Annotated in this window: 24 protein-coding genes and 2 pseudogenes; 7 read left to right on the top strand and 19 right to left on the bottom strand. The window is 34.6% G+C overall.

The window, feature by feature from the left end:
* Positions 1-20 precede the first annotated feature (20 nt).
* Together KA878_RS07655 and KA878_RS07650 are read right to left on the bottom strand one after the other, a co-directional pair.
* The gene (locus KA878_RS07655; protein WP_193838952.1) at positions 21-1,514 is read right to left on the bottom strand and encodes an aldehyde dehydrogenase family protein; all 1,494 of its coding nucleotides are present in this window, start codon (positions 1,512-1,514) and stop codon (positions 21-23) included.
* 222 nt (positions 1,515-1,736) lie between these two features.
* Positions 1,737-2,393, bottom strand: a complete 657-nt coding sequence (locus tag KA878_RS07650; protein WP_107629114.1) for an NAD(P)H-dependent oxidoreductase — start codon at positions 2,391-2,393, stop codon at positions 1,737-1,739.
* A gap of 318 nt (positions 2,394-2,711) precedes the next feature.
* On the opposite strand from KA878_RS07650, the gene KA878_RS07645 reads away from it, so the two are divergent.
* Positions 2,712-3,704, top strand: coding sequence for a D-lactate dehydrogenase (locus tag KA878_RS07645; RefSeq protein WP_075108156.1), 993 nt, complete (start codon positions 2,712-2,714; stop codon positions 3,702-3,704).
* A 66-nt stretch (positions 3,705-3,770) separates the two neighbouring features.
* Here KA878_RS07645 and KA878_RS07640 read toward each other — a convergent pair whose 3' ends face one another.
* Both KA878_RS07640 and srtA read right to left on the bottom strand, forming a co-directional pair.
* Positions 3,771-4,568 carry a Cof-type HAD-IIB family hydrolase gene (locus KA878_RS07640; RefSeq protein ID WP_193838950.1) on the bottom strand — a complete coding sequence of 266 codons (798 nt, stop codon included), beginning with the start codon at positions 4,566-4,568 and terminating at the stop codon, positions 3,771-3,773.
* A 270-nt stretch (positions 4,569-4,838) separates the two neighbouring features.
* Positions 4,839-5,441 carry a class A sortase SrtA gene (gene srtA, locus KA878_RS07635; RefSeq protein ID WP_193838949.1) on the bottom strand — a complete coding sequence of 201 codons (603 nt, stop codon included), beginning with the start codon at positions 5,439-5,441 and terminating at the stop codon, positions 4,839-4,841.
* Between the two features lie 157 nt (positions 5,442-5,598).
* Here srtA and KA878_RS07630 point away from each other — a divergent pair, with 157 nt between their 5' ends.
* Positions 5,599-6,093, top strand: a complete 495-nt coding sequence (locus tag KA878_RS07630) for a GNAT family N-acetyltransferase (protein ID WP_193838948.1) — start codon at positions 5,599-5,601, stop codon at positions 6,091-6,093.
* Positions 6,094-6,208: 115 nt separating this feature from the next.
* Here the strand turns inward: KA878_RS07630 and KA878_RS14330 are convergent.
* From KA878_RS14330 to pgsB, 10 genes and pseudogenes are all read right to left on the bottom strand, one after another.
* Positions 6,209-6,376 (bottom strand): annotated as a pseudogene (locus KA878_RS14330) (hypothetical protein); the annotation flags it as partial.
* 180 nt (positions 6,377-6,556) lie between these two features.
* The gene (sdaAA, locus tag KA878_RS07625; protein WP_053028816.1) at positions 6,557-7,453 is read right to left on the bottom strand and encodes an L-serine ammonia-lyase, iron-sulfur-dependent, subunit alpha; all 897 of its coding nucleotides are present in this window, start codon (positions 7,451-7,453) and stop codon (positions 6,557-6,559) included.
* Positions 7,454-7,466: 13 nt separating this feature from the next.
* Positions 7,467-8,153 (bottom strand): serine dehydratase beta chain, encoded by a 687-nt coding sequence (locus KA878_RS07620; protein ID WP_053028817.1) that lies wholly within the window; start codon positions 8,151-8,153, stop codon positions 7,467-7,469.
* A 2-nt stretch (positions 8,154-8,155) separates the two neighbouring features.
* Positions 8,156-9,202 carry a PTS sugar transporter subunit IIC gene (locus KA878_RS07615; RefSeq protein ID WP_075108161.1) on the bottom strand — a complete coding sequence of 349 codons (1,047 nt, stop codon included), beginning with the start codon at positions 9,200-9,202 and terminating at the stop codon, positions 8,156-8,158.
* A gap of 519 nt (positions 9,203-9,721) precedes the next feature.
* Complete coding sequence (gene xylB, locus KA878_RS07610) at positions 9,722-11,215, bottom strand: xylulokinase (protein WP_193839950.1); 1,494 nt, start codon at positions 11,213-11,215, stop codon at positions 9,722-9,724.
* Between the two features lie 362 nt (positions 11,216-11,577).
* Entirely contained in the window at positions 11,578-13,173 is a 1,596-nt protein-coding gene (locus KA878_RS07605) for a gamma-glutamyltransferase (protein WP_193838947.1), read from the bottom strand.
* A gap of 1 nt (position 13,174) precedes the next feature.
* On the bottom strand, positions 13,175-13,336 hold the full coding sequence (locus KA878_RS07600; protein WP_174841346.1) for a hypothetical protein: 162 nt from the start codon (positions 13,334-13,336) through the stop codon (positions 13,175-13,177).
* Positions 13,326-14,399, bottom strand: a complete 1,074-nt coding sequence (locus KA878_RS07595) for a CapA family protein (protein ID WP_193838946.1) — start codon at positions 14,397-14,399, stop codon at positions 13,326-13,328. Before KA878_RS07595 ends, KA878_RS07600 begins: the two co-directional genes overlap by 11 nt.
* A gap of 23 nt (positions 14,400-14,422) precedes the next feature.
* Positions 14,423-14,875, bottom strand: coding sequence for a poly-gamma-glutamate biosynthesis protein PgsC (pgsC, locus tag KA878_RS07590; protein ID WP_075108165.1), 453 nt, complete (start codon positions 14,873-14,875; stop codon positions 14,423-14,425).
* Position 14,876: 1 nt separating this feature from the next.
* The gene (pgsB, locus tag KA878_RS07585) at positions 14,877-16,034 is read right to left on the bottom strand and encodes a poly-gamma-glutamate synthase PgsB (protein WP_053028827.1); all 1,158 of its coding nucleotides are present in this window, start codon (positions 16,032-16,034) and stop codon (positions 14,877-14,879) included.
* A gap of 427 nt (positions 16,035-16,461) precedes the next feature.
* Here pgsB and KA878_RS07580 point away from each other — a divergent pair, with 427 nt between their 5' ends.
* Positions 16,462-16,782 (top strand): hypothetical protein, encoded by a 321-nt coding sequence (locus KA878_RS07580; RefSeq protein WP_070854740.1) that lies wholly within the window; start codon positions 16,462-16,464, stop codon positions 16,780-16,782.
* A 17-nt stretch (positions 16,783-16,799) separates the two neighbouring features.
* On the opposite strand, the gene KA878_RS07575 is transcribed toward KA878_RS07580, so the two are convergent.
* Positions 16,800-17,684 carry an AraC family transcriptional regulator gene (locus tag KA878_RS07575; RefSeq protein WP_228480675.1) on the bottom strand — a complete coding sequence of 295 codons (885 nt, stop codon included), beginning with the start codon at positions 17,682-17,684 and terminating at the stop codon, positions 16,800-16,802.
* Positions 17,685-17,798: 114 nt separating this feature from the next.
* Between KA878_RS07575 and KA878_RS07570 the strand changes: the two genes are divergently transcribed.
* The gene (locus KA878_RS07570) at positions 17,799-18,713 is read left to right on the top strand and encodes an EamA family transporter (RefSeq protein WP_228480676.1); all 915 of its coding nucleotides are present in this window, start codon (positions 17,799-17,801) and stop codon (positions 18,711-18,713) included.
* A gap of 106 nt (positions 18,714-18,819) precedes the next feature.
* Here KA878_RS07570 and KA878_RS07565 read toward each other — a convergent pair whose 3' ends face one another.
* The gene (locus tag KA878_RS07565; RefSeq protein WP_193838944.1) at positions 18,820-19,791 is read right to left on the bottom strand and encodes an alpha/beta hydrolase fold domain-containing protein; all 972 of its coding nucleotides are present in this window, start codon (positions 19,789-19,791) and stop codon (positions 18,820-18,822) included.
* Between the two features lie 163 nt (positions 19,792-19,954).
* Between KA878_RS07565 and KA878_RS07560 the strand changes: the two are divergent.
* Positions 19,955-20,916: pseudogene (locus KA878_RS07560) on the top strand (L-lactate dehydrogenase).
* Between the two features lie 28 nt (positions 20,917-20,944).
* Here the strand turns inward: KA878_RS07560 and KA878_RS07555 are convergent.
* Positions 20,945-21,301 carry a thioredoxin family protein gene (locus KA878_RS07555; RefSeq protein ID WP_193838943.1) on the bottom strand — a complete coding sequence of 119 codons (357 nt, stop codon included), beginning with the start codon at positions 21,299-21,301 and terminating at the stop codon, positions 20,945-20,947.
* 20 nt (positions 21,302-21,321) lie between these two features.
* Positions 21,322-21,726, bottom strand: coding sequence for an acyl-CoA thioesterase (locus tag KA878_RS07550; RefSeq protein ID WP_193838942.1), 405 nt, complete (start codon positions 21,724-21,726; stop codon positions 21,322-21,324).
* Positions 21,727-21,929: 203 nt separating this feature from the next.
* Between KA878_RS07550 and KA878_RS07545 the strand changes: the two genes are divergently transcribed.
* Positions 21,930-22,982 (top strand): zinc-dependent alcohol dehydrogenase family protein, encoded by a 1,053-nt coding sequence (locus KA878_RS07545; protein WP_075108172.1) that lies wholly within the window; start codon positions 21,930-21,932, stop codon positions 22,980-22,982.
* Positions 22,983-23,187: 205 nt separating this feature from the next.
* Positions 23,188-23,745 (top strand): LysE family translocator, encoded by a 558-nt coding sequence (locus tag KA878_RS07540; RefSeq protein WP_228480677.1) that lies wholly within the window; start codon positions 23,188-23,190, stop codon positions 23,743-23,745.
* Between the two features lie 62 nt (positions 23,746-23,807).
* On the opposite strand, the gene ptsG is transcribed toward KA878_RS07540, so the two are convergent.
* Entirely contained in the window at positions 23,808-25,874 is a 2,067-nt protein-coding gene (gene ptsG, locus KA878_RS07535) for a glucose-specific PTS transporter subunit IIBC (protein WP_070854744.1), read from the bottom strand.
* Positions 25,875-26,081: the final 207 nt, after the last annotated feature.

The following is a 26,081-nucleotide window of genomic DNA, read 5'->3' as shown; positions in this document are numbered from 1 at the left end:
TAACAGATATACGTATTAACTTAGTATAAGCCTTTAGTTTCATTACTTGTATCGATAAAGATGTTTTTAACTTGTTGATAGTTTTTGATTGCATCTTTATAAATTTCTCGACCGATACCTGATTTTTTGTAACCGCCGAATGGTGCTCCAGCTGGGAATTGATTATACGTATTAATCCAAATACGACCTGTTCTTATCGCTTTAGCCACGTTTAGTGCACGATTAATATTTGTCGTGAAGATACCACCTGCTAAACCATATTCAGAATCGTTTGCAATTTGGATTGCTTCTGCTTCATCTTCGAATTTCTCAACAACGACAACTGGTCCGAAAATTTCTTCTTGTGCCAATTGATGGCTATTGTCGTTAATTTCAATAATTGTTGGTTCGAAGAAATATCCTTTATCACGTCCATTGTCAGTTAAGCGATGACCGCCTGTTAAGATATTGGCATTGCTATCTTCTTTGGCAATTTTAACGTAACTTTCAATTTTTTCAAGTTGTTCTGGACCTGTTTGCGCACTCATTTTGACATCTTCATCGAATGGGTCGCCTACTTTAATATTTTCAAACGCATCTTTAAGTTTCGGCATTAATTTATCATAAATTGATGATTGGACTAATAAACGTGAGCCTGCACTACAAACCTCACCTTGGTTAAATAAGATACCTAATTGAACGCCTTCAATTACTAGATCTAAATTAGCATCATCAAAAATGATATTTGCACTTTTACCACCGAGTTCTAATGTTGTTGGTACAATGCGTTCAGCACCTGCTTTAGCAACACCATAACCTACATCCGTAGAACCTGTGAATGATAATTTATTAACGCCTTCATGATTGAAAATCGCGTCACCTGATTCAGAACCTTTACCTGTTAAGACGTTCACAACACCTTTAGGTAATACGTCTTGGAAAATTTTTGCAAGTTCAATTAATGATAAAGGTGTTGAAGACGATGGTTGGATTACAATCGTATTACCTGCAGCTAATGCTGGCGCTAGTTTCCAAGAAGCTAATAGAATTGGGAAGTTCCATGCAACGACAGCACCAACGACACCAACTGGTTCATTGATCACTAAACTCATTGTATTGTCATCAATTTCATTGACTGAACCTTCATCAGTTGTTAATACACTTGCGAAATATTTAAATTGATTGGCTGTTAATGGCACATCAATTGTTGATGTTTCTCGATAAGGCTTACCATTTTGAAGTGATTCAATTGTCGCGAAGTGTTCAACCTTTTCGTGAATTCGACGACTAATTTCTAATAAATAATCCGCACGTTCTTCTTTAGATGTTTTACTCCAACTGTCAAAAGCATCTTGTGCAGCTTTAACTGCTTTATCAACATCAGATTTACTTGCTTTGGCTACTTTAGCTAAATCTTCACCATTAGCGGGGTTAGTTACAGTTAATGTGTCTCCACTTTCACTTGCTTGAAATTCACCGTTGATAAATAAACCGTATTGTTCCTCTAAGAAATCTTTAACGTTTACTTTTGTCATTTTTCATCATCCCTTTATAAATATTTATGAAAAACCATATGTGCGTTGTGTTTACATCAAATGTAAGCGCTTGCTTAAAGCTAATGTTATTTTACCTTATTTAAATTTTTAAATACACTAACTTGCTTGTATTTCATTTCCATATTTATAAGTAGTTAAACATTAAGAACAGAGAGCGCCTGAGACATTGATTGATGTCCAAGACGCTCTCTTTACACTTCATTAAACCCATTCGATGACATCATCGGCTGGTTGACGTACTTTAGCTTTAGGATCATGTTTACGATAGCCAAACGCAACCATTACAGATGGCGCAAACTGTTCTGTATCTATAACTTGTTCTTCAGCTAAAATTTCAGTAACTTTATCCAAATCAAATCCTTCCATAGGACATGAATCAATACCTAATAATGCTGCAGATGTCATCATATTAGCTAAAGCAATATACGTTTGCTTACTTGCCCAATCTAACAATGTTCTCTCGTTATCATTAATATGGAAACTTGTTTGGAAGTCATTGTATTTGTCTTCTACTGCTGGAATCGTACTTTCTTCATATTTTTTGATACCTCGAACGATATGTTGTACATAGTCTGAGTCAGCAGTCACGTTTTTGCGTGCAAGAATAATAACAAAACGACTAGCAGTGCTGAGTTGTTTTTGTGCACCCCAACTATAAGGTTTTAATTTCTCTTTTAAATCTTCATCCTCTAGAACAATAAAACGCCAAGGTTCTAACCCTAATGAACTTGGTGATAAGCGCCCCGTTTCCAATATTGTATGAAAATCTGAATCGCTCACATGTTTCTCTGGATCAAATTCCTTCGTTGCATGTCTGAAATTAAACGCGTTTAGGATTGTATCTTGCATCGAACTCATAAAATATTTCCTCCTTAGATTATACTAATTTGATTATATAAGACGTTTCCTTTAGCCTAAAGTTATACGCTTACAATTGTCATCAATTAAAAATAAATGGAAATTTACTATTTTTATGTGAAATTTTTAACAATTGAAAAATAAATTTCAATTTCCCTATTGATTTGTGAATAAATTCACAATATAATATATTTGTAAGTTAAGTAATAGAGATGTTTCAAATCATTATTCCTATTAATAATTCACATTTCTATAGACAACTTAGGAAAACTTATTTATTAATTATAAATTCATACAAAATGAAGTGAGGTTATTAAAATGACAAAAATTATGTTTTATGGAACTCGTGACTACGAGAAAAATGACGCTTTAAACTGGGGTAAAGCGAACAATGTTGAAGTTGTTACAACTGAAGAAATCTTAAGTGAAGATACAGTTGATTTAGCTAAAGGTTTCGATGGTGTCACTACAATGCAATTTGGTAAATTAGCAGAATCTGTTTATCCAAAACTTGAAGAATATGGAATTAAACAAATCGCTCAACGTACTGCTGGTTTCGACATGTACGATTTAGAATTAGCTAAAAAACATGGCATCATCATTTCAAATGTACCTAGCTATTCACCAGAAACAATTGCTGAATATTCAGTGTCTATCGCTTTACAATTAGTACGTCGTTTCCCTGCAATTGAAAAACGTGTTCAAGAACATAATTTCAAATGGGCTGCTCCTATCATGTCTACACCTGTTAAAAATATGACAGTAGCGATTATCGGTACAGGACGTATCGGTGCTGCAACTGGTAAAATTTATGCTGGTTTCGGAGCTAAAGTAGTAGGTTACGATGCATACCCTAACAATTCTTTAGACTTCTTAGAATATAAAGATTCAGTTGAAGAAGCAATTGCTGATGCTGATATCATTTCATTACACGTACCAGCAAACAAAGAAAGTTTCCACTTATTCGATGCTGATATGTTCGCTAAAGTGAAAAAAGGTGCAGTATTAGTAAATGCGGCTCGTGGTGCTGTTATTGATACACCAGAATTAATTAAAGCAGTTAATGATGGTACATTATACGGTGCTGCGATTGATACTTATGAAAACGAAGCAGACTACTTCACTTATGACTGGACTGGTAAAGACATCAAAGATGAAACTTTATTAGAATTAATTGAACATGAAAATATTTTGGTCACTCCACATATCGCATTCTTCTCTGATGAAGCTGTGAGAAATTTAGTTGAAGGCGGATTAAACGCAGCATTATCAGTTATTAATACTGGTAAATGTGAAACTCAATTAAACTAAGATATGTGTTTAATAAATAAAAATCAGGAGAACGCTTAAAGTTGCGTATTCTCCTGATTTTTTTAGTTATTTCAATACTTCTTGTTCTATCACTTGTAAGACACCTTGTTCATCATTGCTAGGTGCGACTGCTTTTGCGATTTCAAATAATGTTTCATCATGACTATTAGCCATAACATAGCTGTGCTCAGCTAATTCAAGCATATCTTTATCATTGTTCGCATCTCCAAATGCCATCAAATCAGAAGCAGACATATCCCACGCTTTTAACAAGCGCTGAAGTGCTTGGCCTTTTGTCATGTTTGGCATAATAATGTCTATACTATCATGTCCACTAGATACGAGTTTAATGATGTCGCTAAATTTCGCTTCTAGATCCTCATCTAATGTCGAATGTGTGTCTCGATTAATATTTAATGCAATTTTGACATATTCATCTTCTGGCAAAGGCTGAAAAGAATCAATCTCCTCTAACTGGTGATAGTAGAAATGGGCATCTTTCTTAAAAGCTTCACTCGTGTCTTTTAATATATAGGCACTTTTCAATCCACAAATTATAAATTCTTTAATGTTTCGCTCAATATTTAAATAATCAACTACTGCTTTGTAATTCGATGTATTAAAGCTACGATAATTGTATAGCGTATTTCCTTTATAGATCACTGCACCATTTTCAGAAATAAAGAACATATCTCTTTCGCCAAATATAGATTTTAGTTTCGCAAATTGATTGCCACTTGCGGCTATGAATTCTATATTACGTTCTTTTAATGCTTTGAAGATCTTCTCAAAACGGTCTTTATCATAATGCTTATTTGAATCTAAAAACGTGCCATCCATGTCTACTGCTATTGCTTTAACCATGTGTACTCCCCCTAGTCCGTTGTATTCACATTTATTATATCTGTCATCTCTTTAAGGTTGAAGTTTACGCCTTCATGATGAAACTATATTCACATTCTGAAATTGTGTACAAACGCTAAAAATAGCGCCCTTCATTTTGATAGCTAAATTAAAAAGAGTGAAACAGCATTCTTAATGAATGTACTATTTCACTCCGATTAACTTACGTTTCTAAATTCAGGTAATGCTTAAATCCAAACACTTAAATGCTTTAGCTTTTAAGGTAATTCATTATTTCACTTGTTTCGCAACAAATATTTTACGCTTTTCCCAAACGCCAGTTTGTTCATTATAATCATCACAAGTGATTAATGTTAATTGATTCTTCTCGCCTTTATGTTCATTAAGGACTTCCACTTGGTCTGGATTAACATCACGGATACTTGTCATTTTATATTCTCGTGTTTCATTCCCTATTTTAAAGTAAACCTTACTCCCTTTTTTAGCTGCTTTTAAGTTAGTGAATTGGTAATGTGGTCGATCGGTAAATGTGTGACCAGCAATAGAAATATTCTGATCACTTAGTGACTCATCCTCTTCAGCAAAGCTTACACCGCGATTTAACTGTTCTGGTGTCGCAGGACCAGGGTAAACTGGTTCTTTAATTTCTGCATCTGGTACTGAAATATAACCAGCCATTTTAGATTTGTCTTTAGGAATTGTCGGCGTTTGCTTACTATTTGACTTATCGTTTTTATCATATTGTTCAATTTTGTTGTCGTTGTCTTTTTCATGTAAATAATTATCAATGTGTGGCTTAGCAAATAAATATATTGCTATTAAAATGAGGATGACCCCAATGATTGTCATCAATCGATTGATCCAATTCTTCATTATATGTTACTCCTTTAATGTACTTTCTTAGGTCATAGTATATCATTTTTACTTCATAAGTTTAATTTAATTCATCGTGTCATATTTAATGACATACAGTTGCAACAAAACAATTCTCGCTATAAACTGAAACAAACTTTGAAAAGTAGGTGCCATAATGATTAGAGAAGCAGTACTTGAAGATTTACCGGCAATCTTAGCTATTTATAATGACGCAATATTACATTCAACAGCCGTTTATACTTATGATGTCCAAACGCTAGATGAACGTAAAGCTTGGTTTGACGCAAAACATCAAGCACAAGAACCAATATTTGTATTTGAATGTGAAGGTAAAGCTGTGGGTTTTGCGACTTATGGTCAGTTTAGAAATTGGCCTGCCTATTTATATTCGATTGAACATTCAATCTATGTTGATCAATCGAATCGTGGCAAAGGCATTGCTTCCCAATTACTACAACATCTTATTAACGATGCGAGATCGAAGAATTATCGTACCATTGTAGCTGGTATCGATGCGTCGAATAACAGTAGTATCCAATTACATAAGAAGTTTAACTTTAAACATGCAGGCACCATTACGAATGTTGGCTACAAATTTAATCAATGGTTAGACCTAGCATTTTACCAATATGATTTACATGCAAAATAAAAGAAAAGTAAGTGAGCCCCTTTTACTCACTTACTTTTCTTTTATCGTCTTTTTCAAAAAGGTCTTCTTTCTCGTGAAAGATTTCTTTTTTAAATAACGTTTCTATTTGTTTCCTCTTTTTCTCCGCAATCACAAAACCCACATAATAAAATAGGAATACAATAATCATACTTAATGACATTGATTGTAGTAAGAGATTCTCCCATGTTCCCTCGACAGTCCATAATTGTGTGATAGTTGTGTTGGTCACGAATACAAAAAAGATGATACATAACCTTAGCATATCATCATCCCCTTTTGAGTTATTTTATCTGTATTGGTGAAATTTTGCAATAACTTTTTTTAATTTTCTGATAAATATATGCAATTTTAAATCATTTACATGACACACCTATGATTAAATAAAAAAGCCATCCTCAAATGCCTCACAGACATTCAAGAATGACTTATAACTATGGTGGGATTATGAGAAGCTATTCACTTCTGCTTCACCAAAGATTTTACGTTTGATTGCTTCACCAGTTGGTGTACCTGCTAAACCACCAAGTCCTGTTTCTCTTAATTCAGCTGGTAAGCCACGTCCTACTTTATCCATTGCTTCGATAACTTCATCCACTGGAATTCTACTTTCAACACCAGCTAATGCTAAGTCAGCAGAGATTAATGCGTTACCAGAACCAATTGCATTACGCATTACACATGGAATTTCAACTAAACCAGCTACTGGGTCACATACTAGACCAAGTAAGTTACTGATTGCTAGTGCCATTGCGTGACCAGATGCTTCAGGTTCACCACCGAAGATGGATACCGCAGCAGCTGCAGCCATTGCTGAAGCTGAACCAACTTCTGCTTGGCAGCCACCTGTAGCACCTGCAACACTTGCGTTATTAGCAACAACGCGGCCAAATAATGATGAAACGAATAAGAAATCTATCATTTGTTCTTCTGTAAGGTCATGTGTTTTTTCTAATTTAAATAATACGCCCGGAATCGTTCCGGAGGATCCAGCTGTTGGTGTTGCACAAATGATACCCATTGCTGCGTTTACTTCGTTAGTAGCAACTGCGCCTTTCACTGCTTCAACCATTTCATGGCCTGATAAAGCATGATTATTTTCATTATATTTAGCAAGTTTAATCGCATCTTGACCAGTATAACCTGTTACACTTTTAACGCCTTCGCCAGTTGATCCTTTAACTACAGCATCTCTCATGACGTCTAAGTTCTGTTTCATTGTTTCTCTAACTTCGTCACGTGTTTTACCTGAAAGTTCCATCTCTTCTTGGATCATAATATCTGCGAAAGACATTTTATTTTCGACTGCGTAGTCTATTGTTTCTCTAATTGAATCAAACATCTTTAATCCCCCTCTATTTAATATAGGATATATTTAAGTGACTATATTTTTCTTTAATTTGATCTAACGTTGATTCAGATAATGCTTTGTTTAGTGGTAATACTGCTAAACTGAAATTATCGCCCGTTTGTGTCATTTCTTCTTTTATGTCAGCACCAAGTTCACTTACATCATTGATAAAATGATTAACTTCTGATTTATTTGCCGCCCCATCCATTTCTAAGATAGGTAAACCATAGTTAAAATCAATGTCTAGACCTTCTACGCTAATGCGTTTTAATTTAATTGTACCGCCACCGATTGAATTCCCAATGACTTCAATGTGACGTCCATTACCTTCTGCAACAAGATACGCACAGTTAGGATGTTCACCAATACTGTCGCCTTCTTCTTCAATAATGTTCACTTCGATATTTTGGTCTTTAGCAATTGCTAATGAACTTTTAATACGACTATCAAAAGTGCTGTAACCCATTGCACCACCAACGATGGCTAAATCCGTACCGTGTCCTTGATGTGTTTGCGCAAAGGATTCGTAATAATGAATTGTGAGTTTATCTGGCTGTACGCCACCTAATACCGCATATGCAGCATTACCAATTTTAACTGCTCCTGCTGTATGAGAACTTGAAGGTCCCATCATGACAGGCCCAATAATATCAAATGCGCTTTGATAATCGTAGCTTTTTTTAGTAGCCATAATTAAACACTCTCCTTAGGTTGTTTCTGTTTACTAGGCAATTTAATACTCATGTCCATTAGGTTGAATTTTTTAATTAATGTACTGAAGATAAATGCTAAGATAACACTTACAACTGCAACTGTAATGATTGTGATAATTGATCTTGTAGCATCGTTAAATCCGAATAACACGATTGCACCTGCAATTGGTGTTGCCATACCTTTAACACCGATAACAAGTCCACTAAATGTTACGATACATGCGTTTACTACACCGATAATTGCATTTGTACCATACAGTTGTAGAGGGTATTTTGCAATTAAATCAATTTGTGTTAATGGTTCAACAAACACTGCGAATGCTTTTGATTTACTTCCGCCAATATTAAGTCTGCTGAATAATACATAGTTAACAAATGATGAACCTGTACATGTTAATGCACCGATAGCCATTGGTATACCAGTTAGTCCTAATAAGCTCGTTAATACCATTGAACTTAGTGGTGTCATACCCGTTACAGGAATAACTAATCCTAAAATAACTGCTAATGCGTATGGATTACTGTCTCCTACTGATGTAACTGCGCCACCGATTTGATGTAATACAGCCATAACTCCTGGGCTAATAGCTGTTGCTAAACCAAATACAACTGCTGGAGCAATTAAAATCACAGCAATTAAGTCCAAGCCTTCTGGTACTTTTTTCTCGATAAATTTAATACCGAATGAAATAAGGTACGCTGCGATAAATGCTGGTAATAATTTAAAGTCATGTAATACGAGACCAACAATGACTGCAAATACAGGTGAGATACCCATTTTCAAACACGTTAAGATACCAACTGCAACACCTGCAAGGCTTCCTGCTAAGTCTCCTATAGTTTGTAAAAATTCAATATGGAATACGCCACCAATAGCGTAACTTAGGAATGCTTGTGGTAAGAAAGTCGCACAAGCAGCTCCTGATAATGCTTGTAGTCCTTGTTTACCGTATGGCGCGAAGTTTAAGAATAGCGTCATAACGATAAGCACTAATACGAGTGTACCCACTCCTAAAATAATATTCATTCCCCAAAACCTCTTTCAATTTATTTAAGAACCATAGTCATACTACACCCTCTAGAAAACGATTTCAAGACTTATTCAGTGACAAAAATGTAAATTTGTGAAATAAATCACATTAAGAGACTTTTTGAGGATAAAATATTTTTAATTTGAAATCTTTTGAAAATATCTAAATAATTTTAGTTATTTTACACCACTAAAACTACCTTTGTAACCCTTTTCAAGGCAACACTAATATTTGTAATAATTAGTTAAATTGTACACATTTATTTTGTTATATATTCACTTTAACGTGTCAATTTATAGATACATAACAAACTGCTCACAAATGAAAAAATTGTAAAATTTAAATTATTAAGTTTTTAGCACAATAAACGGGCGTGGAGCAGAATTTGTTATGAATTCATTGTTCCACGCCCAACTTGCTTGGCTTGTAGTATTACTTCTTATCATCTTTTTATTGCGTTCTCTCCTAAAAGGCTAACGCTCATTTGATTCTAACCTAGTTGCCGATTTGAACGATTAATCTTCAATCTTTAATAAAGCTTCAGTTAATTGATGTGTGTGATGGTAAATGTCTTTGTATACTTTATAATATGCTTCGTATTGTGCGTGTCTTGTAGCGTCTGGTTCAAAGGTTTGAGCAACATCAATAAATTTCTCAACACATGCATCAAAGCTGTCAAACCAGTTCAATCCATAAGCTGCAATCATCGCCGCGCCCATACTTGGCCCTTCTTCATGTTTCAATTTTCTGATCGTCGCATTGAAAATATCTGCTTGCATTTGTAACCAAAATGAACTTTTGGCACCGCCACCGATTGAAGTGATATGCGTTATCGTCTTACCTGCTTCTCGCATTAATTGTATAGAGTCATATAATGAGAACGTAATACCTTCTAGCACTGCTCTCTCAAAATCCGCTTTCTTATGGCTACCATTAATACCAATAAAACTGCCACGTATAAATGCATCTCCATGTGGTGTACGTTCACCTGCTAAATATGGTGCAAATAGCAAATGGTTCGCGCCAATGGTTGACGTACTGGCTTGTTGAACAATATCATCAAAGCTATCCTGTTCAAAGAAGGTTTGTTTAAGCCAGTTTAAACTGTAACCCGCAGCTAACGTTACACCCATAGCATAAAATGTTTGAGGCACACTATGATCAAAGAAATGGATATTGTTAGTGTATTCAGTATAACCATCATTTTCTACATTAAGGACAACACCAGAAGTTCCGATACTACAAAGCGTATCATTACCATTGATGATACCCGCTCCAATTGCGCCACAGGCATTATCTCCCCCACCAGCATAAACTTTCACAGGCGATTTAAAACCAAGTGTTTCCACTAGTTCTGAGCGTACTTCGCCAACCGCTTCTGTCGAACGCACTAAAGGTGGGTAAATATCCCCAATACCTAAACGTTCACCAACATCTTTAGTCCAATCATGTGTTTCTGGACTTAATAATAGTGTACTCGCCGCATCTGAATATTCCATATGTATTTGGCCTGTTAAACAATAACGCACATAGTCCTTAGGCAATACAAAGACACTCACTTGTTCCCACAATGATGGCTCATGTTGTTTCATCCAAAGCATCTTAGGTAACGTAAACCCTTCAAGTATTGGATTGCCATTTAATCTTTCTCCGTATATGTCTTTGATTTGCATACATTGTTCGGAGTTGCGTGTGTCATTCCAAAGAATCGCGTGACGTACTGGTTGATAATTGCTATCTAGAGGCACTAAGCCATGCATTTGCCCTGAAAATGATAGTCCTTTAACACTATAATTTGCCATTTCAGGTGCTTGATTTATACGTTTAATCCCTTGTTTCACCGCTTCAAACCATTCATTTGGATCTTGTTCACTATAGCCAGCACGGCTTTGTATCAAGGTTAAAGGTTCACTTGTCGAAGCAATCACTTCACCCTGTCGATTAACCGCAATGATTTTAACTGCACTGGTACCCAAGTCAATTCCTAATACTACGTCTTCCACAACCATTCCACCTTTATCAATCAATTGTAAGCGTATATTCCCTTACATATTAAGTAAGCAATTCAATATCTTTTTATTTTATATAAATTTTAAATTAAATTCAAAACCTTTATATTTATCATATCGATTCTGATGATATTTTCAATAGTAAACTAAGATTTCAAATCTTTTTCAATAAAAAATAAAGCAAGGGTGGAACAGAATCCACTTTGAATTCATTGTTCCACCCCCATAAGAATGACTAAATATCGATTATGTTGATATAGATATACATTGCTTCTCAGTTTAGCCAACACATGCACATTGATACTAAACTATCAAACGTTTTGATACCAATTGCTTACGATGCTATTTCTAATTGATCACTATTATCTATTACCCACATCTTGGCCAATTTCAACCGTTTGATCATTTTTATTATAAATGGCGCCTTGAACACTACCAAAGTTAGCGTCATTACGTTTTTCTTGAACTCCGTAGCCCATACTCTTGAAGATATTAATATCTTCATCGCTCGTTGCATTTTCATAATAAATCGTACCACCATCATTATAGAAACGTGGTTTATCAATAGATTCTTGTAACGTACCATTTCCTCTAAGGTAGTCGATAAGTACTTCATTTAAAATCGTAGGAATTTTGTTTCCGCCTGGTGTACCAATACCCATATAGAAATCTGGTCCGACAACAATCGATGGTGATGTATATGAACGTGGTGCTTTATGTTTATCACCATAGTTTGGACTATTCGGATCACTTGAGAAGTTTGTTAACGAGTTGTTCATATAGAAACCTTGCTTCATAAATTTACCTGCGCCAAAGAAACTAGATAATGTATTCGTTGTACTAGCGACTTTACCTTTCTTATCAATTACTACGAAATGCGTTGTACTCGTAGTATCAAGTGATGTATCAAAGTCACTGTTCGTTTCATTGCCACCACTGTTCACATTATTTAAGTTATCTAATAAATAGTCTTCTGATAAATGTGAATCACTATTTGCTTCTTGACCATTAACGATATCCCTATTTCGATACATTACATCACGTGATTTAACAATACCATTAATGTAATCTGCTCTATCATTGCTCGAATTGGCGCTTTCATCAATTTTCAATCCTTGTAACATTAATGCACCACCTAAAGGGTTTGAAGCAGAGTAGATTGTGTTATTGAAATATTTGGTTGATACAGGTCGTTTTTCTTCAGTTTTAAATGTTGAAAAGTCTTTTTCAGTTAATTCACTATCGACTTGTTTAGATATACTTTTGGCGATGTCTTTATAAAAATAGTCAGGCCCTTTATCTCTAATACCTTTAATTGTTTTAGCTAATGCAGGTTGTTTCACCACATCACCTTCACGTACCGTACGTTTTCCTTTAAAGAATGGAGAGTTACGGTCGATATCTGATCCATATATTTTTAAACTACGTTCCAATTCTGAATCCACTTCGAAACCATCTTCGGCTAATGGCACAATATAACTGAATATTTTCTTCTCGTCCATTTTACCTTCACGTTGATGCATATCATGCATACCCCTAACAAATCCTGGCGTACCAATTTCATCGCCTTTCTTATAATTATAAGAAGACAATGTTTTATATTCATACATCTTAGGTTCTTCACCATCATTACCATTGTATGTAAGTGTGGCACCACCGCCACCTAATCCTGATGAGTGTGGTTCTGTTACTGCTAATGCATAGGAAACACCTACAGCCGCATCTACTGCATTACCACCATCTTCAATAATTTTATTTCCGACACGTGTGGCAATAGGGTTATTTGATGCTACACCATATTTTTTACTACTGCCAGAGGATTTATGATCTGCAATTTTATTTTCGAATAGTGTATCTTTATCAGGATTGTCTTCTTTATTGAAATAGTAAAAGACAAAGGATATCAAAATGGTGATAACTAAAATGACTGATAATGTCACTTTACTATAAATATTCATACTAACTGGCCCCTTTAGATAAATATTGCTCCGTTGCATCTTTTAATTCATTTTTCTCAAAATTATCAAGGCCTTCGTTCGCTTTGGCAAACGTTACCATTAACAGAATTGCAATTATAATGAGTGTTGTTACAATACCTAACCAATGCTTTTTAATATTCAAAGGTATATCCTCCATTCTCCTTTTTAAGGTGAATTGATTTGTCGTTAATATTATTGTAATAACGTTGTGCCTCTACCTTGTTCATGTGGTCTTTTGTTATCTTGCCATCTGCACCACGTACTGGCGTAATGCTGAATTTATGATGTTGTCCATTCCAATCGTGTTGAACGACCATCCCTTTTTGATTTTTAGATAGGAATGAATCTGACGTTAAATTACCTAAACTATAAAAGATACTCGCATTTTTATATTTTTCAACTTTTTGAACGACCGAATTATGGCCGATGATGACATCTGCGCCAGATTGCACTAAAGCATGCGCATACTCTTTTTGACGATCCGTTACACTACGTTCATTCGTAATACCCCAATCCACGTTAACAACAACTAAATCATTATTTTCCTTTAAATTTTTGATCAGCGGAACAAAGATTTTAGGATCTAAACTAATAGATGTTGTATTTTTAAGTGGATCTTCATAATTCGAACCTACATCCGTAAATGACACATTGGCTATTTTTTTACCTTTTACCGTTTGTTGTACCGTTTTACTGTTAATTGGATTCGAACCGTTGCCAGTCATAAAGTTATAATCGGTTTGCGCTTCCACTTGTTTACTCAAATCTTGGGCTTGCACATTATCAATCGTGTTATTGATTAAATTGACACTTTTAATATTTTGCTTTTTCAAGAACATAATATTCTCAATATTCTTCTTAATATTCGTTTTCGGATCATTTGAGAAGTGGCTTACTAAGAGTGACGCCGTTGAGAAGTCACTGTGTTGAAGCGGTTGTTTCAAGCCATTAAACACATCGTTAAGATCCATTTGTCTAAAATGTTTATTCAATGTGATATTACCTAAATATGTACTACGAATATAATCATTACCTGAGCTTGGCATAGCCTCAACTGGCTCAACTTTCACAGCTCTAATAGCGAATACCAGAAGTACAAGTGCAACAATTAAAACGATAAGTGTATAAATGAAGTTAAGGCGTTTGTGTCGTTTAGATTGCTTAAGTAACCATTCGCTCGCTGATAACCGTTTTTTCTTTTTCATTACTCTGCGCTCCTTGCTCGCGATTAATTAATAAAGCTATATAAGAATAAGATGATATATGTGATACAAGTAAGTAACATCGTTGTTGACAACGTAATCACGACACCTTGTTTTTGAATTGTATTCGCAATGATTCCTGGAATAACGACACCAATACCAGACACTTGAACCATTTCAAATGGCGTCAATGGATAAATCAAGTCGAATAGGAATTTAAGAACCATCCCAGTTAAAATCATCGCCGCAAATTTTCTTCTTCCGTACAAAATAACCCATCTACTAATACCATATGTAACGATGAAAAATGTTAAACAACTAATGACTAACACAGATAACAACATGATGGGCTGATCGAATATAAGTGCTAAATAGCCTGGTACAACGAGCCCTGCTGGATTAATCCCAAATTTCTCGGCAAATATTAAACTTAATACGATACCGACAAATAGGGAGAAGTATAATTCTGAACCTATCATTTTATTCTATCCCTTCTATAAATTCTGCTATTCTACCACCTGGACCATGAATATTACCTACACAGAAAATGAGTGCATTGTGTGATTCTTGCATGATGGCTTTTTCAATTTCTGGGAACTCACGGTTTTCAAAATTAAGATATTTTTTGTCAGGTAAGTGTTGCATTAAGTCTGTCACCATTTGCGTACTTTTACCGGTACAAATCAGTGTGTCAAAGTCTACATCGTCAATAAAGTTCTCAACAAATTGACGTGTTCTATCTACCCTGTCTGAACGACAATTTAAAATAACTACTTTTTTTGTATATGGATAGTTGTAAGATTCAACTTTGTTCAAAATCGCTTTAGTCGATTGTGGTTCATTGGCAGCAAATGCATTAACAAATACATTTCGTGTGCGATTTGCATTAAAATATTTAATTTCTACTGCGCCAGGATCTGGTGGTGCATTTAACATACCTCTTAATGCAGTATCCTTATCTATCCCAACAGCTTGCGCAACGCCTAATGCGATCGCAACGTTATCTGGAAAGACAAGATAAGGGAACTTTCTTAAATAAGATTCAGGAATTTTATCTTTATCGACAACGATTAACTTCGTTTTTCGTTTTTTAGCTTCTTTTGCGAAAAATTTAGTATAATCGTCTTTCATCACAACTAATGTCCCTTTGTATGGAATTGTTGCAGTAAACGCTTGTGCAACATCTTGAAGCGTAGGTCCAAGCACATCCATGTGGTCTTCCATAACATTGACGATAACGCCAATATTGGCTTTGACTAAATCCTGTTGAAAGGTAATCTGATAATCTGGATTAACTGCCATACATTCGTTCACTAGCGCCTCGGCTCTTTGTTTAACCACTTTGCGCACGATGTCACGTTGTTCCCCAATATTAGCACCTTGGGGTTTCCTAATGACTGGATATTCTTTGTCAGTAAACCAATATAACATTCGGGCATCTGTTCCTGTCGTTTTGCCTATCACATGATAATGATCCTCTCTTAGAATGCTATAAATCATTCTAGTGATAGTTGATTTACCTCGAATACCGTTAATGTTGATTCTAATCGGAATCTTATTAAGTCGATTTGTATGACGCTTTTTCTCTTTAATACCGAGCCATAAAATCAATGCGATACAAATTATAATGAGAATCACAGTATAGTCCCTCTCTTTGATTGTTTTTAATATTAAGTTGTCTAAATACGTATTGCGTTAATATGTATATCAAAAGTGATGTTTCAACACTTTCTATAGAAGTTGTTAATTAATAAAACGTCTTTTTTATCATGAACATTTTAAACGAATTATTACTTCTAATAAGGGTATGCTATCATTTACGTATTTAGTCAGTTTTAATATTGTAAATCTAATGTAAAATTATATTAACAAAGATTAATTTTTTTAGAAATATTCAATATTTTAAAATTACAAATAAAGACTAATTTTAAAAATATTTTTCTGAATTTAATATTTAATATGTATTATTTGATAAATCATTAAATATTTACGCCATATTTACATTAAATTAAAATTCTGATGTTACTTTAAAGGTAAATAAAGATACAACTTTAGGAGGATACTGATGGGTAAACCTTTGACTAAACCTGTGAAAATAGCAATTGGCATCTATTTAGCAATGGTATTATTCGTTTGTTCAAGCTATTTAGTATTTATTCTTGTAGGTAGCTTACAAGGAAATGATATGAGTAATTCAGTTTTAGACACAGACCATCAACACATTAATAGCGTTACTAAAGATTCTAACGAAGGCATTGATGATACAAAGTTAAACAAAGCATCTGCAACGCGTGATGATGTTGCGAAAGAAGAAATGACTTTAAATTCAAATGATACGATTTTAAATACAGATACCGAAAAAGTAGGCGCACATTCATCTGATTGATGAACATTGCACCTACTTTATTTTAAATGTTTCGCATATTTGATTTGGAATTGCTTCGGTGTAAGCGAATATTTATGTTTAAAACTTTGTATAAAATAACTTGTTGTTGAAAAACCACAATCCATCGCTACTTCAGTCACATTTCGATGATGATACATCAGCTGCTTTGCACTTTGCTCTAGGCGATAGTTTTGTAAAAAGTTCAATGGTGTGTCCCCTGCAAATCGTTTAAATAACTTGATTGTTTCCGCCTCACTCATATGAACCATACGACTTAATTCGCTAAGTTTAACTTTTTTATAATAATGACTTTGTAAGTATTGAATACATTGCTTCACTCTTGGATCAAAGAAATATTGAGTGACTTGTTGATACTGATCAAAGATATTTAACAGGTGATTTAAACATTGATAAAATTCACTAAGAATTTGTAGTTGAAAATAACCTTTTTGAGCTATATAAATTTGCCCTACTTTCTCAACCCGTTTCAATAAATGGATGCTCTCTTCATCATTTGGACTTAATTTAATAAACGGAATAGACTGCGCTTGATCTACAATATGACTAACATACGTAAAGTTAATATATTCTGTAACATTAGGTAATCCAATATTCCAGCAATAAAAACGTGCCCCTTCATCTACATCATGAATTTCATGTACAACATTGGAGTTAATAAATAATCCTTCACCCTCATGAATCACTAGTGTATTTTCTGCTAACTTCACCTGAATTATCCCATCTGTCACATACATAAATTGTAATGCATAATGCCAATGTAGCGGTATATAGCCGAGTAATGTCTTATTTAGCGTCGTATGTAAAATAACATGTGGCCAACGACGATCAGGATAATTAATCTTTTCTTCCAAATTTGCATTAACAGTCATTTCAGACGTCATCTGTAATCACCTCAATATTTTGATATTTTTACTCATTATTTGAGTATTATCCATTTCATAAACATTATATTATGAGATTTATAATAAAACAAAATACAGATGGAGGTGCATTGTATGACTCACACACAACACAGACTAAAAGGTGTGTTATTTGCAATTATAGGTGCTACTTTGTGGGGATTAGGCGGAACGGTTTCGGATTTACTGTTCAACCAACGCGGTTTAGATGTTGATTGGTATGTCACTGCACGCCTATTAATCAGCGGCGTCTTCTTACTAAGTCTTTATAAAATACGACGCCCTAAACAATCTATTTTTATTGTTTTTCGAAATCCTAGAACAATCGTTAGTTTGCTTATTTATAGTTTAATCGGTATGCTATTTGTTCAATACGCTTATATGGCATCGATCGCAACTGGTAATGTTGCTGTAGCTACCCTTTTACAATACATTGCACCTGTGTATATCATCATTTGGTTCGTTATACGTGGTCTCGATGTATTCCGTCCATTTGATATTTTAGCCATTGCAATGACATTAATTGGAACATTTTTACTTTTAACAAATGGATCGATTTCTCATTTAGTTGTATCTCCTACAAGTTTATTCTGGGGCATTATCGCAGGTTTAGCACTTGCGTTTTACACGATCTATGCCACAGGTTTGCTTGACAAGTTCCCATCTATTTTAATCGTTGGATGGGCAATGATCATTTCTGGTTGTGCCATGAACTTTAAACAACCTATTTGGGATGTTAGCTTTAATACTATGAGTGCATCTACAATCGTTTATTTGATATTTGGTATTATTGCTGGGACTGCTTTAGCATTCTATTTATTTATCGATAGTCTCAAATACCTATCGCCTAAAGAGACAACATTATTAGGTACCATCGAACCAGTCATTGCAGTTGTAACAAGTGCCTTATGGCTTGATGTTACGTTTCAATCGATACAAGTGGTTGGCATTGTATTAATTCTGATCTTAATTTTAATGTTATCACTTAAGAAACAACCTGAAGAGATATAACCAATAAAGCGCCTAAGACGTTTACCATGATTAACGCAAGTGGAATAGCATTTACGATGCATTGATTTGTCCACGCAGTGAATCATTTCGTCCTAGGCGCTTTCTTTTATAGAATAATAGATTTAAGTTGTGTAAAGAATTTCTGTCTTTCTGGTAATGGGAAAATCGGATAAATGTGGAATAAATTATATCCTGGTATAAAATCATGTTCAATGCCTTTCGCATTCAACATTTTAGATAATTTTAAGGCATCTGGATATAATGTTTCTTTGGTACCGATAAAGATGGATAATCGTCCTAATCCTTCTAAATCACCATTAATCGGAGAAATTCTATAATCTTCAATTGGTAATTGACCTGCCCATAATTTGATGAAGTATTGACTACCTTCTATCCCCAACATAGGATCGATGCGTTCATATGTTTTAGCATCTGGATTGCTCATCGTACCATCTAACACTGGTGATAGCATTACGATATGACCCGGTTGAGGCAACGTCGTTTCTGCTTTTAAATATTCTGCAAATGATAATGCGATTTGTCCACCTGCTGAGTCTCCCATAATAATGAGTTGATCTGTATGTTCAACTTTGGCAACCTGCTTATCATAAATGAGCTTTAATAATTCAAATGTCGTGCGGTAATCACGATGAGGCACTTTAGGATAAATTGGCATAATGACCTTCGCATCAAGTTGTCCTGCAAGTTCATCGATAAAATCAAAATGGTTCTCTAACGGATCTTGGAACCACGCACCACCATGAATATATAACACCACTTTTTGTTGATGGTTACATTGATCATTCACAATATATGTCACACAGCCATTCCAACTTTTTGTTCGAACATCATGTTTAAATTCATAACTTGTGCCACTATATTTACCCGCCGTAATAGCTTTAGTTTCTTCTAATGCTTTTTTAGCATCTGCCTCATTCTCAAATGTTTTTTTCATACCAGACATTCGTATATACTTTTCAGTTATATAACTCTTATAACTACGTTTTTCTTTTACTTTAATAAATGCTAATGTACCTAATATCGCAGATGTTGCTACTGTTAATACACTTTTTTTCATCGTCTTGATGACCTCCTATACATTTATATATTATAAACCTTAAATTCCAAATCATTTAGTAATTAACACTAAGAATATCAAACAATATTTTCAATTTAAGTCAAACGTGCTATCCTTATATCAATTATCTGAATTTTCAATTTAAAAGAGGAGGCAAGCATTGATGTCACGTCATAAAATCGTTCTTATAGGTAGTGGTTATGTAGGTTCTGCGTTTGCCCACGCAGTTGTAGCTAAAGGATTAGTCGACGAATTGGCAATTATTGATATTGACGAGGATAAAGCTAAAGCGGATGTATGGGATTTGAATCATGCTACGCCATTTGGTGATCACTTCGTTAATGTACATGTAGGACAGTACGAGGATTGTAAAGATGCAGATATTGTGGTGATCTGTGCAAGTGCGAAACTTGCTAAAGGAGAAACACGACTTAAATTATTAGAAGATAATGTCGATATCTTTGTTCCAATGGTTCAACGTATTGTCGATAGTGGCTTTGATGGTTATTTTGTATTACCTACTAATCCTGTAGATATTATGAGCTATGTCGTTAAACACGTCTCAAATTTCCCTAAAAATAAAATCATTGGGTCAGGTACTTCTTTAGATACAGCTCGTTTTCAATTCTTCTTAAGTCGCGCGTTTAATGTTGCACCAAATCAAGTATATGCGCGCCCATTATTGGCGAACATGGAGATTCGCAAGTCGCAGTATGGTCACATGCTCAAATTGCAGGTGAATCCATCCTAGATTTATTGCCATCTGATACAAATATTGAAGCGTTTAAAGCATCCATAGCAGAACAGACAACGCAGGTCGGTTATGATATTTATGTTCGAAAAGGCACGACCAATTTCGGCATATCGCTTAGTTTAGTTCGAATTGTAGAGGCGATTCTATTCAATAAACATATCATCATGAATGTATCAAGCTATTTAGAAGGCGAGTATGGACTTACCGATGTCTATATAGGTGTGCCAACAATCATTAATGGTAACGGAGCAGATAAAGTCTTTGAATTCGCTTTATCCGAAGATGAACACGCACAATTACATCAATCAGCCCAAGTGATAGCAACCTATCAACAACGTGCCGATGATATCATTCAACGTATGAGTAAATAAGAACGGACACATGGGATAGGGACAGAATTCAATTTGAATTCAAAGTTCCATCCCCTGTTCCAAAACAGCTATCATACATTAAATCCAATTGGTGTTCGAAACGTTGCATATCTATAAAACGTGCTTGACGATGCATTTCTTTACCATCCATAAAAATTAAATCTACAGGCACAGTAAATATAGATAACTCACCTGCAATTGCTTCGATATCTGATTGGTTTATAATGGCAAGTTCTGCATGAGGATAAGTAGCTACAATATCCTCAATTTGAGGTAACACCGCATGGCATACCGAACAATGATTTCGCATTACATGAACAACTACTAGTTGATAATCTTTAATAAATTGATGAAAAGCTTCAATAGTACTCAAATGCTTCGTCATTTTCTCACCTGCACTTTCACTTATTTTAATAAATCTTGAAATACTTTTGGCATCTTAGTTATTCTTTGACGTTCTAAATCAAAGAAACCGCCCGTTTGATATCCAATACAATGCACTTTATCTCCGGAAGAAATTTCAAATTTAAATACCCATTTCATTCTTCCACCTTGAACAAACCAGCATCGTCCTACTGGCTTATCATGTATCGTTATCGGAACTTTATATTCTATTTCTGTTTTCATTAATATTGGCGATATATGTTGCTTCATCATTTCTGAGAAGGTCATGTAGTTATTAATGAATATCGTACGTAAATCTTCAAACCAGCGAATATATACAATATTACTCACGATACCCATCGCATCAATGTCGTAATTGTTTACTTCAATCTCTTTTTCAGCTACTAATAATCCTTCATTTTCCATAAATATAGTCTCCTTTAAATCATCTTTCAATTATATTTTACGACGATTAAATGCATTTTTCATCTACTTTGACTATACATCTCATGATGGCACATTTATATATATGTCAATTTTATTATATATTATTTTTATTAAATACATAACCAAATTAACATGCTATAATTATTGTGAAATAATTCACAATTAACAGGAGGATGATTCATTTGAAAGCTTATATTTATGAAAAGCCAGGTGTCGCAAAACTCATTGACAAAGAGAAGCCAGTTGTAACTGAAAGTACAGATGCTATTATCAGAATGGTCAAAACGACGATTTGTGGTACAGATTTACATATTATTAAAGGTGATACACCTGAAGTACCTGCAAATACAACATTAGGTCATGAAGGTATTGGTATTGTTGAATCTGTTGGTTCAAGTGTCAACAATTTTAAAGTTGGCGACAAAGTTATCGTGTCTTGTATTTCTTCATGTGGCAAATGTTATTACTGTAAAAAAGGCATCTATGCGCATTGTGAAAATGATGGTGGTTGGATTTTAGGTCATTTAATTGACGGTACACAAGCCGAATATGTTAAAGTTCCTTTCGCAGATAACTCTTTATACCATGCACCAGACGCTTTACCTGACGAAGCATTAGTCATGTTATCAGACATATTACCTACTGGATATGAAATTGGTGTATTAAAAGGGAAAGTGAAACCGGGTAGTACGGTTGCAATTGTGGGAGCTGGACCAGTCGGATTAGCTGCATTATTAACTGCACAATTTTACTCCCCTTCTAAAATCATTATGATTGATTTGGATGATAATCGTTTACAAACTGCGAAAGAATTAGGTGCAACGCATACTGTTAATTCTAGCAATGTGGAAGAAGCTATTGCGCAAGTCAAATCACTGAATCATCGTGGTGTAGACGTAGCAATAGAAGCAGTCGGTATTCCGCAAACATTCGATTTATGCCAAAAATTAATTGGCGTCGATGGCACAATTGCTAACGTAGGTGTCCACGGTTTACCGGTTCAATTCGATATCGATAAATTATGGATTAAGAATATTAACGTAACAACAGGACTTGTGTCTGCAAATACAACTGAAGAACTGTTAGAAGCTTTGAAAAGTAAAATTATCCAACCTGAACAATTGGTTACACATTATAGTAAGTTAAGTGATATTGCACATGCCTATGATTTGTTTAGAAATGCTACAGATCATAAAGCGATTAAATTACTTATCGAGAATGATATAACACAATAATCCTTAATCATCACTTTATATTATTAATTTCTATAAGACCTTTAACCATTCTAAGCATTGATTTCAAAATGTATAGTCATTGGTTAAAGGTCTTTTTTACATAGAATCCAATCACAAATATCAGAATTATCTAAATTTAATCTCATTTTTTATTTCAATTGGTGTTAAAATGGATTTATTCAACTTTTCGAGGGAGAGATGGTCGTTGTTCTCTTACTTACTGTTTATTACTACCATGTCATTCACACCTGGGCCTAATACCATCATGGCGATGTCCGAAGGTCAACGTAAAGGCTTCATAAGCGCTTTACCTTTTAATTTAGGTGTTTTCATAGGTATTTTATTTACACTAGCAATTGCTTTATTATTTTCAGAGCCACTAAAACATAACCATAGCTTTATTATCATTATGAAGATTATCGGTACGCTTTATTTATTATATCTTGCGTATCATGTATTGATTTCAAAGCCAGATAGCGCAAAAGAGGCTTTAGATCGCCCTGTACTCAAAGGTATACTCATTCAAGCTACGAATGTTAAAGCGATGTTATATTTTTTAACTGGTTTAACAACATTCACATTACCTGATGCTTGGAATTCTACTTTTGTACGTTCAATTTTACTTATTGTCATCGGTATTGCTGGTGCAATCGTTTGGAGTCTATTAGGCCAAATGATGAATCGAATCTATCAACAACATTATAAAATCATTAATGTCGTTATCACAGTTTTATTACTTTATAGTACTGTAGAACTTTGGTAGTTCATTTTCCCGATTAAAATAAACCTCCTGTCATTATTTCTGACAAGAGGTTTATTTCAATATTATTTAATTTTCATAATTGCTTTACCTGGGTCTACTGATTCAACATCTTCTACTGTTAATGTTTTATCTCCCAAGTTTGTAATAATGATTGGTGTGACTGTACTTGGTGCATGTTCTTTTAAGTATGCTAAGTTGATTTTCATTAAAGGTTGACCTTGTGTAACTGATTCGTCAGCATTTACAAGACTTTCGAAACCTTCACCGTTTAATTTCACTGTATCAATACCAATATGAATAAGTACTTCTACACCAGATTCAGATTCTAATCCGATTGCGTGTTTCGTTGGGAAGATAGTTTTAACTGTACCATCAAATGGTGCTACGATTTCTCCTTTTTCAGGTACAAATCCAACGCCGTCACCCATCATTTTTTCTGAGAATACTTTATCAGGTACTTCTGATAATGGAATAATGTGTCCAGTTCCTGGTGCATAGATTTCTGTCTCTTTAATTTCTTCCACGTTTATAGGTTCATCTGATGTTTCTTCAGTAACCGTTGTTTCACTTGGTTTAGTGATTTCACCTTTCATGATAAGTGACATATCATGTTTAATTTGATCTGATTTCGGACCGAAGATTGCTTGCATATTATTACCTACTTCAAGCACACCTGAAGCACCTAACGCTTTCAAACCTTGTACATCGACTTTAGATTTATCATTTACTTCAACACGAAGACGTGTGATACAAGCATCTAAATGTTTGATATTTTCTTTACCGCCCATTGCGTCTAATACATCAAATGGTAATCTTGCTACACTTGAGTTACGAATTTCTTGTTCTTCATCTTCACGGCCAGGCGTTTTAAGATTGAATTTCTTAATTGCAAAGCTAAATAAGAAGTAGTAAACAACTGCATAGACTAAACCAACTGGAATAACTAATAACGCATGCGTACGATCCCAGTTTAATAAACCATAAAGAATATAGTCGATAAATCCACCAGAGAAAGTCATACCAATCTTAACATCAAGTAAGTGCATGATTAAGAATGATGATCCTGCTAAAAATACATGAATAACATATAATAATGGTGCTACGAATAAGAATGAGAATTCTAATGGTTCTGTAATACCAGTTAAGAATGATGTTAAAGCAGCTGATAACATTAAACCACCAACTACTTTTTTACGTTCAGGGCGTGCATTTTTATAGATTGCTAATGCAGCAGCTGGTAAACCGAACATCATAAATGGATATTTACCAGTAGTAAATGCACCTGCTGTGAATGGTACGCCATCTTTCAATTGAGCCATCCAAATACGTTGGTCACCGCGAACGAGTTCACCTGCATGGTTTGTATATTGTCCGAACTCGAACCAGAACGGCGCATAGAAAATATGATGTAATCCGAATGGAATTAATGAACGCTCAATAATACCAAAGATAAATGTTGTTAATGTTAAGTTCTTATTCAATAAGAAGTTTGATAAGCTATTTAACCCTTCTTGGATTGGTGGCCAAACGAAACATAATGCAATACCTGTGATGATTGCAACTACTGATGTCACGATTGGCACGAAACGTTTACCTGCAAAGAATCCCAAGAATGGTGGTAATGTAATATTGTAGTATTTGTTATAACACCAAGCAGCAAGTGCCCCCATAATGATACCGCCGAACACACCCGTTTGAAGTGTTGGAACACCTAAAATTAAGGCATATGCTGGTAATTTATCAGCTTGACTTAGTTCTTTAGCACCATTAGCGTAACTATAAATATCATCAATTGTGATATGCATAATTTGTCCCATAGTGGCATTCATAATTAAGTAACCTACTAAAGCTGCTAAAGCGGCAACACCGTCTCCACCAGCTAATCCAAGTGCTGTACCAACTGCAAATAGCAATGGCAAGTTATCAAATATAATTTGTCCAGCCGCTTCCATAACAGATGAAATCATCACGAAGACGTCCATTTTTAGCCACGGTGCAATACTAACAAGTTGTTCGTTGTGCATCGCATTACCGAACGCTAATAAAATCCCGGCAGCTGGTAAAATTGCAACTGGTAACATTAAGGCTTTACCGATACGTTGCAATTGACCGAAAAATTTCTTAAACATAATCCTTATTCCCTTCTACCTAAATTTGAACACGATAACATAAAAAAAGACATAAGCAATACTAAGAAAAGTAAGTTTGAGAAATGCATAGCGATACAGTGATTTAAAATCATGTATACTCGTCCCTTTAATTTCTCTTCTACTTTCAAAAACACATCTCTAAGTAACGCAAATTATGAAATGTATTTTTACTAAGGCTATTCTTTG

Source organism: Staphylococcus sp. GDY8P57P (assembly GCF_017892585.1).
In the GTDB taxonomy this organism is placed as follows: domain Bacteria; phylum Bacillota; class Bacilli; order Staphylococcales; family Staphylococcaceae; genus Staphylococcus; species Staphylococcus borealis.
The sequence above is the reverse complement of the archived record's forward strand: the minus strand, read 5'-3'. Positions and strand labels throughout refer to the sequence as shown.